The sequence below is a fragment of the Nocardia sp. NPDC055029 genome, from assembly GCF_053608525.1.
In genome coordinates this window covers 1-14,211 of the sequence record NZ_JBSGVQ010000051.1, presented here as the reverse complement: position 1 = coordinate 14,211, position 14,211 = coordinate 1, and the positions used below count along the sequence as shown (strand labels likewise).

General features: G+C 69.1%; 13 protein-coding genes and 1 pseudogene. 3 read left to right on the top strand and 11 right to left on the bottom strand.

The features are described 5' to 3' along the window. Positions 1-8 precede the first annotated feature (8 nt). From ACWF9G_RS30945 to ACWF9G_RS30930, 4 genes are read right to left on the bottom strand one after another with little or no spacing between them, the layout of a single operon-like run. Complete coding sequence (locus tag ACWF9G_RS30945; protein WP_379304673.1) at positions 9-899, bottom strand: hypothetical protein; 891 nt, start codon at positions 897-899, stop codon at positions 9-11. 21 nt (positions 900-920) lie between these two features. Further along, the gene (locus tag ACWF9G_RS30940; RefSeq protein WP_452519638.1) at positions 921-3,311 is read right to left on the bottom strand and encodes a Tex family protein; all 2,391 of its coding nucleotides are present in this window, start codon (positions 3,309-3,311) and stop codon (positions 921-923) included. 47 nt (positions 3,312-3,358) lie between these two features. Beyond that, the gene (locus ACWF9G_RS30935; RefSeq protein WP_452519637.1) at positions 3,359-4,972 is read right to left on the bottom strand and encodes an AMP-binding protein; all 1,614 of its coding nucleotides are present in this window, start codon (positions 4,970-4,972) and stop codon (positions 3,359-3,361) included. Beyond that, a complete protein-coding gene (locus ACWF9G_RS30930) occupies positions 4,972-6,600 on the bottom strand; it encodes an AMP-binding protein (protein WP_379304667.1) in 1,629 nt (542 codons plus the stop codon). Before ACWF9G_RS30930 ends, ACWF9G_RS30935 begins: the two co-directional genes overlap by 1 nt. 85 nt (positions 6,601-6,685) lie before the next feature. On the opposite strand from ACWF9G_RS30930, the gene ACWF9G_RS30925 reads away from it, so the two are divergent. Together ACWF9G_RS30925 and ACWF9G_RS30920 are read left to right on the top strand one after the other, a co-directional pair. After that, entirely contained in the window at positions 6,686-7,537 is an 852-nt protein-coding gene (locus ACWF9G_RS30925) for a response regulator transcription factor (protein ID WP_452519635.1), read from the top strand. A gap of 343 nt (positions 7,538-7,880) precedes the next feature. Then, on the top strand, positions 7,881-8,249 hold the full coding sequence (locus tag ACWF9G_RS30920) for a VOC family protein (protein ID WP_189024392.1): 369 nt from the start codon (positions 7,881-7,883) through the stop codon (positions 8,247-8,249). An 8-nt stretch (positions 8,250-8,257) separates the two neighbouring features. Here the strand turns inward: ACWF9G_RS30920 and trmD are convergent, their stop codons facing one another. From trmD to ACWF9G_RS30885, 7 genes are all read right to left on the bottom strand, one after another. Next, a complete protein-coding gene (gene trmD / locus ACWF9G_RS30915; protein WP_452519633.1) occupies positions 8,258-8,941 on the bottom strand; it encodes a tRNA (guanosine(37)-N1)-methyltransferase TrmD in 684 nt (227 codons plus the stop codon). Positions 8,942-8,944: 3 nt separating this feature from the next. Next, positions 8,945-9,469 (bottom strand): ribosome maturation factor RimM, encoded by a 525-nt coding sequence (gene rimM / locus ACWF9G_RS30910; protein WP_379304661.1) that lies wholly within the window; start codon positions 9,467-9,469, stop codon positions 8,945-8,947. Further along, positions 9,470-9,712 carry an RNA-binding protein gene (locus ACWF9G_RS30905; RefSeq protein ID WP_019048210.1) on the bottom strand — a complete coding sequence of 81 codons (243 nt, stop codon included), beginning with the start codon at positions 9,710-9,712 and terminating at the stop codon, positions 9,470-9,472. It abuts the gene before it with no gap. Beyond that, the gene (gene rpsP / locus ACWF9G_RS30900) at positions 9,712-10,146 is read right to left on the bottom strand and encodes a 30S ribosomal protein S16 (protein WP_379030953.1); all 435 of its coding nucleotides are present in this window, start codon (positions 10,144-10,146) and stop codon (positions 9,712-9,714) included. Before rpsP ends, ACWF9G_RS30905 begins: the two co-directional genes overlap by 1 nt. A gap of 197 nt (positions 10,147-10,343) precedes the next feature. Further along, entirely contained in the window at positions 10,344-10,922 is a 579-nt protein-coding gene (locus ACWF9G_RS30895; protein ID WP_379304660.1) for a Uma2 family endonuclease, read from the bottom strand. A gap of 246 nt (positions 10,923-11,168) precedes the next feature. Continuing rightward, the gene (locus tag ACWF9G_RS30890) at positions 11,169-12,263 is read right to left on the bottom strand and encodes a metal-dependent hydrolase family protein (RefSeq protein ID WP_452519632.1); all 1,095 of its coding nucleotides are present in this window, start codon (positions 12,261-12,263) and stop codon (positions 11,169-11,171) included. A gap of 122 nt (positions 12,264-12,385) precedes the next feature. Next, complete coding sequence (locus tag ACWF9G_RS30885; RefSeq protein WP_452519631.1) at positions 12,386-13,204, bottom strand: nuclear transport factor 2 family protein; 819 nt, start codon at positions 13,202-13,204, stop codon at positions 12,386-12,388. Positions 13,205-13,309: 105 nt separating this feature from the next. Here ACWF9G_RS30885 and ACWF9G_RS30880 point away from each other — a divergent pair. Further along, positions 13,310-14,100, top strand: a pseudogene (locus ACWF9G_RS30880) (3-oxo-5-alpha-steroid 4-dehydrogenase). Positions 14,101-14,211: the final 111 nt, after the last annotated feature.

Below are 14,211 nucleotides of genomic sequence, written 5' to 3'. Positions count from 1 at the left end.
GGCGCGCCTCACTCGCCTGCCGAGGTGTCGGCCGTGGCGTCGGCCCGGCGGCGCGGCAGCAGATGCGGGTGTGGCGGCGGCGCGGGCGGGGCCGCGACGACCGTGCGCTGCAACTCTGCCTCGGCCGCGGTGCGGGCGTGCTCGACGTCGGGTTTCCCCGCGATGAGGTCCTGGATGAAGATCTTCGCTCGGACGACCGGGCGCCGGTATCGCCGCTCCCTGGCGATCGCCCTGCCCATCGTCTTGGGCCGGTTGCCGTAGCGCCACCGAGCCCAGGGCGCGCCAGGGCGGCTGAGCCGGATGGCGCCGATCAGCAGCAGCGGGGTGAAGAACATGCCGAACAGCCCGGTCCAGATCTTGCCCTTGGCGATCACCACTCCGGCCAGCAGCAGGTTCAGTACGAGGGTGCCGAACACGGCGATCCGGACGCCGAACCCGCGCGACTGCCGGAAGTCGTCGTAGTCGAGAAACGTCGCCGGTTGCACGCCGAGCAGCAGCAGGCCGGTCACGGCGAGGGCGACGAAGACCGCGTCCACCGAGGTGCGGCCCTGTTCCTCCCAGTAGACGTCACGCAGGTAGAAGATCAGGGCGAACTCGTCGAGGACCAGCGCGGCGCCGATCCCGAACAGGGCGGCCAGCACACTCGAGGTGACCTGGGTGGAGTCCTCGGCGGTCGCGATCAGCCCGATGCCGGTGAGCAGCACCGTGATGACGCCGAACACCATGTGGTGGATGTGGGTGTCGCCCGCCTTGATGTTGCCCGGCCACCACCGCACCTGCGCCCTGATCAGCCGCACGCTGATCCGGATGACCACGAAACCGAGGATGAATCCGAGTAGGAAGCACAACAGGGGCAGGCGGCCGCGCGCGATCACTTCGTCTTCGAACCACCGTCCCATGCCGCCCGCCCTGTCGTCGAGTTACTTGCCGAATCCCGCCCGGCGCAACGCGTCGGCCATGGATCCACTCGGCTCGGCCGCGGGCTTGCGCTGGTTGCCGCCACGCCCCTGAGCTTGGCTGCGACCCTGCGCCTGGCCACGTTCCGAACCCTGGCCACGACCGCCCTGCGGACGGCCCTGACCTCGGCCCTGGCCGCGCGGTGCGCCGCCACCACGATTGTCCCCCTGCGCGGGCTTGCCCGGCTCGTCATCGAGCCGCAAGCTCAAACCGATCCGCTGCCGGGCGACGTCGACCTCGAGGACCTTCACCTTCACCACGTCACCGGACTTGACCACTTCGCGCGGGTCCTTGACGAAGGTGTGCGACATGGCCGAGACATGCACGAGGCCGTCCTGGTGCACGCCGACATCGACGAACGCGCCGAACGCGGCCACATTGGTGACGACGCCTTCGAGCACCATGCCCGGCTCCAGGTCGGCGACCTTCTCCACGCCCGCGGCGAATTCGGCGGTCTTGAACTCCGGACGCGGGTCGCGGCCCGGCTTCTCCAGCTCGGCGATGATGTCGCTGACGGTCGGCACACCGAACTTCTCGTCGGTGAAGTCGGCGGGCCGCAGTGCGCGCAGCGTGCCGGTGTTGCCGATGACCTCGGCCATCGGGCGGCCGGTGTGCTCGAGGATGCGCCGCACGACCGGGTAGGCCTCGGGGTGCACGGCGGAGGTGTCGAGCGGGTCGTCACCGCCGCGGATGCGCAGGAAGCCCGCGCACTGCTCGAACGCCTTGGGGCCGAGGCGAGGAACCTCGAGCAGGGCGGTCCGGCTGCGGAAGGGCCCGTTCTGGTCGCGGTGCGCCACAATGCTTTCCGCCACCGAGCCGGACACACCCGACACACGCGAGAGCAGCGGCACCGAGGCGGTGTTCACGTCGACACCGACCGCGTTCACCGCGTCTTCGACGACCGCGCCCAGCGAGCGGGCCAGCAGGGTCTCGGAGACATCGTGCTGGTACTGGCCGACGCCGATCGACTTGGGATCGATCTTCACCAGTTCGGCGAGCGGGTCCTGCAGGCGGCGGGCGATGGAGACAGCGCCGCGTAGCGACACGTCCATGTCGGGCAGTTCGGCCGAGGCGTAGGCCGAGGCCGAGTACACCGAGGCGCCCGCCTCCGACACGACGATCTTGGTCGGCTTGTTCTCGGGGATGCGCGAGATCAGTTCGGTGGCAAGCGCATCGGTCTCGCGGGAGGCGGTGCCGTTGCCGATGGCGATGAGATCGACATCGAACCGGGCGACCAGCGCGGCCAGCACGGCCAGGGACTTCTCGGTCTGGCCCTGCGGCTTGTGCGGGTAGATGACCTCGGTCGCCACGGCCTTGCCGGTGGCGTCGACCACCGCGACCTTCACGCCGGTGCGGTAGCCGGGGTCGAGGCCCATGGTGGTGCGGGTGCCCGCCGGTGCGGCGAGCAGCAGGTCGCGCAGGTTCGCGGCGAACACGTCGACCGCGTCCTTCTCCGCCGCCTGCCGCAACCGCATCCTGGTGTCGATGCCCATGCTCACCTGCAGCTTGGTGCGCCAGGCCCAGCGCACGGTGTCGAGCAGCCAGGGATCGGCCGGGCGGCCCTGATCGGCGATGCCGAAGGCGACCGCGATGCGGCCCTCGTAGATGGTGCGCTCGCCGGGCGCGGGCTCTTCGGTGTCGGGTTCCAGGTGCAGGGTGAGCACCTCTTCCTTCTCACCGCGCAGCAGCGCCAGGATCCGGTGCGATGGCAGTTTGTGGAACGGCTCGCTGAACTCGAAGTAGTCGGCGAACTTGGCGCCCGCCTCCTCCTTGCCCGCGCGCACCGTCGAGGTGACCTGGCCGCGGTTCCACATGAGCTCGCGGAGTTCACCGACCAGGTCGGCGTCCTCGGCGAAGCGTTCGACGAGGATCGCGCGGGCGCCATCGAGCTGTTCGGCGGTGTAGCCGGCCGGGTCGGTGGCCGGGTCGCCGATCAGGGCGTCGGCCACCGGCTCGTGCCCGGCTTCGCGGGCGATCTGGGCCTTGGTGCGGCGCTTGGGCTTGTACGGCAGGTAGATGTCCTCGAGGCGGGCCTTGGTCTCGGCGAGCATGATCTGCTGGTGCAGCGCCGGGTCGAGTTTGCCTTGGCCGCGGATGGATTCGATGATCGCGCCGCGGCGTTCGTCGAGTTCACGCAGGTAGCCGAGCCGCTCGTCGAGCTGGCGCAACTGGGCATCGTCGAGGCCGCCGGTGACCTCCTTGCGGTAGCGCGCGATGAACGGCACCGTCGAACCGCCGTCGAGCAATTCGACGGCGGCGCGGACCTGGGTCTCGCGCACCCCCAGCTCGTCGGCGATCCGCCTGCCCACGCTGGCGAGGATGGTCGTTGTGTCGGTCTCGGGCGCTGTCGTCACGACCGCAGAGACTACAGCTCTTCCCCGACAACCGGCCGACTCCCAGGTCAGGCGAGCAGATCCTTGGCCAGTTCCCGCATCTCCGCTTTGCGGATCTTGCCGGTGACCGTCATCGGGAACTCGTCGACCACGTGCACGTAGCGCGGGATCTTGTAGTGGGCGAGGCGACCGGTGCAGAAGTCGCGGATCGCGGCCGCGTCGAGGACGGCGGCACCCTCGCGCAGGCGGAGCCAGACCATGAGTTCCTCGCCGTACTTCTCGTCGGGGACGCCGATCACCTGGGCGTCGACGATATCGGGGTGGGTGTAGAGGAATTCCTCGATTTCGCGGGGGTAGATGTTCTCGCCGCCGCGGATCACCATGTCCTTGATCCGGCCGGTGACCGAGAGGTAGCCGTCGTCGTCCATGACGCCGATGTCACCGGTGTGCATCCAGCGGGCGGCGTCGATCGCCTCGGCCGTCTTGTCCGGCTGATCCCAGTAGCCGAGCATCACCGAATAGCCGCGGGTGCACAGTTCGCCCGCCTCGCCACGCGGCAGGGTGCGTCCGCTCGCCGGGTCGATCACCTTCACCTCGAGATGCGGGCCGACCCGGCCGACGGTGGCGGTGCGGCGGTCGATGCTGTCGTCACGGCGGGTCTGGGTGGACACCGGCGACGTCTCGGTCATGCCGTAACAGATGGCGACCTCGGCCATCCCCATCTGCTCGATCACCCGTTTCATCACCTCCACCGGGCACGGCGAGCCCGCCATGATGCCGGTGCGCAGACTCGACAGGTCGGCGGTGGCACCGGCGTCGAGTGCGGCGAGCATCGCGATGAACATGGTCGGCACGCCGTAGAGCGAGGTGCAGCGCTCCGCGGCGACGGCGGCCAGCGTCGCGGCGGGATCGAACGACGGCGCCGGAATCACCACGGCCGCACCGTGCGAGGTCGCCGCGAGATTGCCCATGACCATGCCGAAGCAGTGGTAGTACGGCACCGGCACGCAGATCCGGTCGGCCGCGGTGTAGCCGCACAGCTCGCCGACGAAGTAGCCGTTGTTGAGGATGTTGTGGTGGCTCAGCGTCGCGCCCTTCGGGAAACCCGTTGTCCCCGAGGTGTACTGGATGTTGATCGGATCATCGGTGGACAGGGTCGCGGCGATCGCGGCCAGTCCTGCGGCATCGGGCGCGGTGGCCGCCACCTGCTGCCACTGGTCGGTGCCGAGGATCAGCACCTGTTCCAGGGCCGGGCAGTTCGGCCGCACCTGCTCGATCATCGCCACATAGTCGGAGGTCTTGAACTCCGGCGCGGCGATCAGCAGCCGAACGCCGGCCTGACCGAGGACGTACCCGAGTTCGCTGGTGCGGTAGGCGGGATTGATAGTGACCAGGACCGCGCCCAGTTTCGCCGTGGCGTACTGGACCAGGAACCATTCGGCGCAGTTGGGCGCCCAGATCCCGACCCGGTCGCCCGCGCCGATACCGCTCGCGGCCAGTCCGGTCGCGACGGCGTCGACGGCCGCGCCGAGCTCGCGATAGGTCCAGCGACGGCCGGTCGGACGGTCGACCAGCGCTTCGTTGTCGGGATACTCCGCGACGGTGCGGTCGAGATTGGCGCCGATGGTGTCACCGAGCAGCGGGGTGTCGGCGAGTCCACAGGTGTAGCTCAGTTCGGTCATCAGCGGATCTCCTTGCCGCGCAGCACGAATCGCTGCACCTTGCCACTCGGGGTCTTGGGCAGACTCGAGACGAAATGAACCGTCCGCGGATAGGCGTGCGCGGCGAACTTGTCCTTGACCAGTTGCTGAAGTTCGGCGGCCAGCTCGGCACTGCCGTCGACGCCGTCACGCAGGACGACGAAGGCTTCGAGCACCTCGCCGCGCAGCTCGTCCGGCATCCCGACGACGGCGGCCTCGGCGACCTGATCGTGCAGGACCAGCACGCTCTCGACCTCGAACGGGCCGATCCGGTAGCCCGCCATGATGATCACGTCGTCGTCGCGCGAGCTGAAGCGGAAGAAACCGTCGGCATCGCGCGCGCCCACGTCACCGGTGAGATACCAGCGGCCGTCGGCGGTGTAGCGGCTCGCGGTGCGCTCGGGAGCGTCGAGATAGCCGAGGAACCACAGCAGCGGGCTGTGATCGGTGTCGATGGCGACGCGGCCGATCTCGCCGGGCGCGGCCTCGGTGTCGGCGTCCTCGGCCAGGACCGCGCAGGTCCAGCCGGGCAGCTGGGAACCCATCGAGCCGAGCGGCGCGGGCCGGTCGACGGCGGGGTGCCAGGCGTGGCAGATGACCATGCCGTGTTCGGTCTGGCCGTAGTGGTCGCGGACGGCGACGCCGAGCGCGCGCCGCGACCAGGCGACGACGTCCGGCGTGAGCGGTTCCCCCGCCGACGACGCCCGGCGCAACGTGATCCCCTCGGGGGCCGCGCCCGCGCGCAACGCGCGGTAGACCGTCGGCGCGGCGGCGAAGTTGGTGACGCCGAAGCGGCGCATCACGTCCAGGGTGAGCGGTGCGGAGAAGCCCGCGTGCAGAAGCAGGCTGCGCACGCCGGTCGCCAGTGGCGCGAGGATCGCGTAGTAGAGGCCGTACGCCCAGCCCGGGTCGGCCGCGTTCCAGTAGACGTCCTCGGGGCGCACATCCAGGGCGAACTCCTGGTAGGCGTGGAAGGAGGCCAAGGCGCGCACCGGGATCGGCACGCCCTTGGGCGTACCGGTTGTGCCGCTGGTGAACAGCTGGACCAGCAGGCCGTCACCGCCGACCACCACAGGGGCCGCGCGGGGGTCGTCGGACCGGTGCGTGGCGAGCAGATCGCCGAACGACAGCGCGCCGGGAATATCGGCCGCACCGACGACGATCGTCCGGCGCTCCGGGTCGGCGGGAATGTCTTCGCCCACAGCCAGTTTCGACGCCTGATCGGCATCGACGACGACCACCTTCGCGTGACTCGCGCCGAGCCGGAACCCGATGGCGGGCGGCGCGAACGCGGTGAACAGCGGCACGTGCACCGCACCGCGGCGCCAGATACCGAGCAGCGCGACCACCAGATCGGCGGACTTCGCCATCAACGTCGCCACCCGATCCCCTGGACCGACACCGAGCTCGGCCAGCGCCGCCGCGAAACGGGCCGACCGCTCACGCAGCTCGCCGTAGGTCAGCTCGTGCGCGCTCAGATCGGACTCGACCACCGTGAACGCGACCCGACCGGCCGGATGCCGGTCGCACAGCAGCTCGGCCGCGCAGGCCTCGGGTCCGTCGTAACAGTCGAGCAGGTCGCGCACCCGCGCGTCCAGGTCGGTACTCATCGCAGTTCTCCTCAACGGGTAACCAGGTCTGTCCTAGAATGTGGCACACCTCACGTTCGCCACTACCCCCGAAAAGGGGTGACCGATGCCGGCCACTTCCCTGTTGCGTCCCCGCGACGGCGATGCGCTGCGCGCCGAGATCCGCTGGGTGGCGCGCCGGGCGAATGTTCCGGTGGTCTTCGGCGGGCCGGTCGACGAGGACACGCTGCTGCTCACCGAGTTCGTCGGCACGATCACCACCGGGCTGCGCGGCCTGTCGGTACTGCGTACCTCCGGGCTCGGCGGGCAGGTGATGGAGCACCACCGACCCGCCGCGGTGGCCGACTACCGGGGCGCGTCCTCGATCACCCACCACTACGACGGACCGGTCTGCGGCGAGGGATTGCGGTCGGTGGTCGCCGTTCCGGTCGTGGTCGCCGACCGGCCCCGTGCCGTGCTCTACGCGGCCACCCGCGGCGCCGGTCCGCTCGGTGATCGCACCACCGAGGTGATCGTGCAGGCAGGCAGGCGGCTGGCGACCGAGATCGCGATCCGCGACGAGGTGGATCGGCGGGTCAGGATGCTCGAACTCACCGCTCCGGCCCCGGCCGCCACCCCCGCGGTCGCCGAGGAATTGCGCGAGATCCACGCCGAGCTGCGGGCCATGGCGACCGCCGCCGGTGATGCGGCGATGCGCGACCGGCTCTCGGGTGTGTGCGATCGGCTGACCGGTGTGCTGGCGGGCGAGTCGTCGGACGAGGTTCCCCGGCTGTCGCGGCGCGAACTCGACGTGCTCGCGCAGATCGCGCTCGGTTGCACGAATCAGGAAGCGGCGCTTCGGCTGTCGCTCGGCGCGGAAACCGTCAAGAGCTACCTGAGGCAGGCTATGAGCAAGCTCGACGCGCGAACCCGGCACGAGGCCGTGGCACTGGCACGGCGTCATCGCCTGCTGCCCTGATGTGGAATATGTCACGCTCTCGAGCGAAGTTCCGTCGCTGTGAGCACCCGTGCACGAGTTCGGCGATCCGGCCGCTGCTCGTTTCGCCTCTCGCTCGCGCGCAGCGCGCCGAGTGTCAGGGACGCCGAATCACCAAGGGGCGCACGGTCTGTCCAGGGCAGATGGGCACGGTGACCGGTCGGCCGCGTCCGTCGCACCGAGTACCGCGGTCACCGAACACATTCCGGATGGAACGAGTAATCCTCACCATGGACGATGACACAACGAATGACCCCGGTGAATACCCAAACATCTTTACGACAAAACAATCTCGGCGTCCATCCCGACCGGTACCGTCGGTCCGATGACGGAGCCTTTTCAATTGGCCGGCGTCTCGCTGGACTGTGACGACCCCGAGTCCCTCGCCCGCTTCTACCTCGGGCTGCTCGGTGGCCGTGTGCTGTGGAACGACGCCCACAGCGTGGGTATCCGCATACCGTCGGGATTGACCCTGGCGGCGCAACGCGTCGAGAACTACTTCCCGCCGCAATGGCCGGGCAGCGCCGCGGTACAGCTGGAGCTGGCTGCCGACGCCGACCTGGATCTGTGTGAGCAGCACGCGCTGGCGATCGGCGCCAAACCGGCTCCGGTGCAACAGGATCCGCGCTGGCGGGTATTGCTCGACCCGGCCGGGCACCCGTTCGCCATCACCACCCGCGCCGCGTCGATGTAGGCCGGCGGTTACTGCTCCGGCAGTAGATCCGGCCTGCGCGCGCGGGTGCGTTCCAGGGACCGCTCGTGGCGCCACGCGGCCACCTTGGCGTGATCGCCGGACAGCAGGATCGGCGGCACGTCCAGGCCGCGCCACGAGACCGGACGGGTGTAGCTCGGCCCTTCCAGCAGACCGTCGGAGAACGAATCCTCCTGGTGGGACTGCTGATTGCCGAGCACGCCCGGGATCAGCCGGACCACGGCCTCGGTCATCACCAGCACCGCGGCCTCGCCGCCGATGAGGACGTAGTCGCCGATGCTCACCTCTTCGACGCGGACGCGGCGGGCGGCATCGTCGAACACGCGCTGATCGATGCCCTCGTAGCGACCACACGCGAAGACGAGGTGTTTCTCGGTGGACCAGCGTTGCGCGGTGGCCTGGGTGAACGGCACACCGGCCGGGGTGGGGACGACGAGCAGGGCGTCGTCGGGGCACACCGCGTCGAGCGCGTCGCCCCAGACGGTGGGCTTCATGACCATGCCCGGACCGCCGCCGTAGGGCGAATCGTCGACGGACTTGTGCACGTCGTGGGTCCAGTCACGCAGATCGTGCACGCCGACCGAGATCAGGCCCTTGTCGACGGCCTTGCCGAGCAGCGCGGTCCGCAGCGGCTCGAGATACTCCGGGAAGATCGTGACGACGTCGAGTTGCACGAATTACTCCGGATCGAGCAGGCCCTCGGGCGGCGTGATGACCACCAGTCCATCGGCGATCGACACGGTCGGCACGATGGCGGTGACAAAGGGAATGAGAATTTCGCGGCCGTCGTCGGCGGCGCGCACCGACAGCAGCTCGCCCGCGGCCGAATGCAGCACCTCGGTGACCTCGCCGACGACGGTGCCGTCGCCGAGTTCGACGCGCAGGCCTTCGAGCTCGTGGTCGTAGAAGGCGTCCTCGTCGTCGGACGGCGGCAGCGACTCGCTGTCGACGACGAACAGCAGGCCGCGCAGTGCGTCGGCGGCGGTGCGGTCGTCGATGCCGTCGACGAACACCAGAAGCCGGCCCGAGTGCTCTCGGGCCGACTTCACGGTGTAGTCACGGGTCGCCGCGGATTTCGGCATCCTGCCGTGCAGGGTGGCGCCGGGAGCGAACCGGAGTTCCGGCTCGTCGGTGCGCACCTCGACGACGAGTTCGCCGCGCACGCCGTGCGACTTGGCGACTCGACCTACGACGAGTTCCATCTAGGCGTCGGTGTCGACCACGTCGACCCGGATCCCACGGCCGCCGATACCGGCGACCAGGGTGCGCAGCGCGGTCGCGGTACGACCACCGCGCCCGATCACCTTGCCCAGGTCCTCAGGATGGACGTGCACCTCGACGGTGCGTCCGCGGCGGCCGGTGATCAGCTCGACGCGGACGTCATCGGGGTTGGCGACGATGCCGCGAACCAGATGTTCGACGGCATCGGCAACAACGGCAGTCATTACTCGGCAGCCTCGGTGGCGGCCTCTTCGGCGGCCTCGTCCTTCTTGGCGGCCTTCTTCTTCGGGGTGACGGCCTCGGCGACGGGCTCGTTGTCGGCGGCGGCCAGCGCGGCGTTGAACAGGTCGAGCTTGGACGGCTTGGCGGCCTTCACCTTGAGGGTGCCCTCGGTGCCCGGCAGGCCCTTGAACTTCTGCCAGTCGCCGGTGATCTCCAGCAGACGCTGCACCGACTCGGTCGGCTGCGCGCCGACGGACAGCCAGTACGCCACGCGATCGGCATCGATCTCGATCAGCGAAGGCTCTTCCTTCGGGTGGTACTTGCCGATGGCCTCGATGGCCCGGCCGTCACGACGGGTGCGTGCGTCGGCGACGACGACGCGGTACTGCGGGTTGCGGATCTTGCCCAGGCGGGTGAGCTTGATGCGAACAGCCATGCTGATCTGCCTCTTTCGATAGTTGGTCACCACGCGATTCGGCGACCCGCATGGTCTGCGGGTCCGGTTTCGCGCATGGAGTGTGTGACCGCCGCGCGGTACGTAACCGGAGACGGGCTGACACTGTCCAGGAAGGACGGTTGACCATTGTGCCAGACGGGTCGAGCGCAGCTGAAATCGGCTCGACCGCCGCCGCCTCAGCGCAACTGCGCGGTGTCGACGACGACCGGTACCGGGCCGGGCACTTTCACGGCTTCCCCGTCGCGGGCAAAAACTTCTTGCCGATAGCCGGTCTCCCCCAGGCTGTAGCCCCAGAATCGAGCCGGCTTACCGTCGGGCAGCTCGATGATCCACAAGTACGGCACCCGCGCGGCGGCGTAGGCCGCGATCTTGGTATCGCGCTCTTCCCGAGTGTTTCCGGGTGACCAGACCTCCACCGCGAGGAGAATGTTCTCGGCCGCGAAGCTGACATGGTTGATCCCACCGACCACCACGGAGATGTCCGGGATGAACGCGGTACGCAAGGGCGTGCTGATACGAACACCCACAGCAGGAAGAACGTGGAGGTCGAACCGTTCCGCTGCCCGCAGCGCATCTCGCAACATCACGGCCAACTCGAACGAGGCGTACTGATGCGGACCACCCGGCGGCGGCGTCATGTACAGGTACCCCCAGATGAGTTCGAGTCGCGATCCATCGGCCGGCTGCTCTTCGACGAGCCAATCTTCCACAGTATTCGGGCCCAGCGGGTGAAACATCGAAACCTCGGCGCTCATGGTCATTCCGTCCGATCTCCCGTTCGCGTCGCGCTCGCTCGAACCGAACTCGTGCAATACCCGGAGGTACGCGGTGACCGACGAACCTCGTGGAAACTGGTTAGCGGTACCGCTCGACCCCACTGTATAAGAGCTTGTCCAGGGCTGAGTGCGTAGCACGTGCGAAATACACAGAGTTCGCCCAGGTCGATGCGCGTAGTGCGTGCGCAACGCCCATCAACTCCGCAAACGCGACCGCCCCACCAATCACCGGTGGCCGGTGACGGGGTTCGGGGTTTTGACGACGAGGCCGCGCAGGACGACCCATTGCGGGTCGGTGAGGGCGGCCAGGTCGGCCCGGGGGTCGTCGGCGTAGACGACGAAGTCGGCGGGGGCGCCCTCGTCGATGCTCGGGCGGCCGAGCCAGGTGCGGGCGTTCCAGGAGGCGGCGCCGAGGGCTTCGTGGGGGGACAGGCCCGCGCCGGTGAGGGCGGCGATCTCGTCGGCGATGCGGCCGTGGCGGATGCCGCCGCCCGCGTCGGTGCCCGCGTAGATGGGGACGCCTGCCTCGTGGGCGCGGCCGACGGTGTCGCGGACCCGGCGATGCAGGTCGCGCATGTGGGCGGCGTAGACGGGGAACTTGGTGGCGCCGTCGGCGATGCTGGGGAAGGTGTCGATATTGATCAGGGTGGGGACAAGGGCGGTGCCGTTGGCGAGCATCAGTTCGATGGTGTCGTCGGTGATGCCGGTGCCGTGTTCGAGGCAGTCGATGCCCGCGTTGATCAGGCCGGGCAGGGCGTCCTCGCCGAAGACGTGGGCGGTGACGCGGGCGCCGTTGGCGTGGGCGGCGTCGATGGCCTGCTTCAGGATGTCGTCGCTCCACAGCGGGCGCAGGTCGCCGGCGGATCGATCGATCCAGTCGCCGACGATCTTCACCCAGCCGTCGCCGAAGCGGGCCTGTTCGGCGACGATCTCGGGCAGGTCGCGTTCGTCGTCGAGTTCGATGCCGAGTTCGCGGATGTAGCGCCTCGGGCGGGCGATGTGGCGGCCCGCACGGATGATGCGGGGCAGCTCGGCGTGCTCGTCGATGAAGTGGGTGTCGATCGGCGAGCCCGCGTCGCGCAGCAGCAGGGCGCCCGCGTCGCGTTCGGTCTCCGCCTGTTCGATCGCACCGTCGCGGGTCTCGTCGCCGCCGCCGTAACGGATGCCGACGTGGCAGTGGGCATCGACGAGGCCGGGCACGATCCACCCTGTGTGACAGAGGGTTTCAGCCCCGCGCACCGGCTCGAAGGTGACGACACCGTCGACGACCCACAGATCACGTTCCTCGTCGCCGGGAAGAACCACACCACGCAGATGCACACGAACCTCCAGACCTCGGCCTGGCCCCAACCTACCGCCGGTGATCGGCCAACGCACCCGGGTCAGGCGGCGCGCCGGTCCGCCATCGCCTCGGTTCGCGCCCGGCGGCCGGAACAAAACGGCTAGCGGCCGGGCAGCGGCCCGTCGAGGAAGACCGTCACGGCCACGATCCGCGGCTCGTCGGCCGCGAAGTCGACGAAGGCCACGCCGCGCGCCGCGCCGATCCGCACGCTGGCGCTGACCGTGCGCCCGGCGGCGATCAGCTTGTCCCACTCCATGTCTCGCGCGAGCTCGGCGAACTCCGCCGCGTCGACCGGATGCCCGGCGGGCAGCTCCACCGCCGCGCGCGCACCGAGCAGGTCCCGTACACCGGCCACATCGCCCGCCGCGGCGGCGCCGAACAACCGGCCGACGACCCGTTTGCCCGTCGCGCCGACACCACGCAGACCACGCATCATGCCCATCGCCCCACCGGTGCCCAGCTCGGTGACCAGTTGCGGGCCGAGCTTGCACCCGGCCAGCAGCCCGGACGGGCCAGTGCCGAGCAGCCGCCGGATCATCACCGCCAGTTCCCAGTGCGCGGCCAGTCGCGCGATCCGCCAGCCGCCCCCGGATTCGATCAGGTCGTAGCGCAGGTGCATGGGCACGGTGACGGTGGCGCCGGTCGACATGGTCGTCTCGATGTGCAGGTCACGCACCACCGTGCGCCCGGCGACGAGGTCGCGTTCGACCCGGAAGACGATGGAGTTGGGCGCGATGAAGACGTTGTAGAACCGCGAGATCGCCTCCCGGCCGATGTGCTCGCGCGCGCCGTAGGGATCGTGCACCGCGGCGTTGTCGACGAACAGGCCGACCCAGGTGTTCTTGTCGTGCGCTGCCACCGCGCGCGGCGACGCCTGCACCGCCGCCAGCAGGTCTTCAGCGGTCCGATCCAACGGCATGTAGGTCCTCCATAGTCACGCTTCCCCTGCCCGATCCATGATAGAACGTGTTCTAGTTTTGCGTCGGCGATCGTGCCCGGCGCGCTGTTGGACAAAGGAATCTCGATGGACTGGTACACCGGGAACGCCACCTACGACACGGTGCTGGCCATCGCCTTCGCCTTCGCCGCGTTCGTGATCGTTGGCGGGCTGTTCGCGCAGAGTCCCTACGGCCGCTTCGCCTCGACCTCGATCGGCTTCAATCTCAACCCCAAGCTGGGCTGGTGGTTGATGGAACTGCCCGCTACCGTCGTTTTCGCGGTGTTCTACTTCAGCGGCCCCGATCGTTTCGAACCGGTGCGCTGGTGCTGGCGGCGATCTGGCTGCTGCACTACGGCAATCGCGGCTGGTTCTTCCCGCTCTCGATCCGGCAGGTGCCGGGCAAGAAGAGCAGCTTCAACTTCTCGGTGGTCGCGGCCGGGGTGTTCGTGACCTCGCTGCACGGCTACCTCAACGGCGCGTTCTTCAGCAACGACTACAAGAACCAGTACGGCACCGCCTGGCTCACCGACCCTCGGTTCCTGATCGGGCTCGTCGTGTATCTGTGCGGATTCGCGCTGCTGGTGCGGTCCGAGGCGATCGTGCGCAATCTGCGCGACAAGGACAACCCCGGCGCCGCCGAGTACCGCATCCCGTACGGCGGCGGCTTCCGGTTCGTCAGCAGCCCGGCCTACCTGGGCGAACTGATCGCCTGGGCCGGGTTCGCGCTGCTGACCTGGTCGCTGGCGGGTGTGGCGATCTTCCTGATCACCGCGGGCAACCTGGTGCCGCGCGCCTTCGCGACGCACCGCTGGTACCGGGAGAAGTTCGTCGACTACCCGGCGCACCGCAAGGCGCTGATCCCGGGCGTGATCTGACAACCCAGCCCCGCACGACCCGACCTCGAGGAGGGTCCCGCCGCGCAGCGGCGGGTCGCGGCCGTCCCGCCGATCAGCGGCAGTTGCGTAGGCGACGAAGGAGCAAGCAAC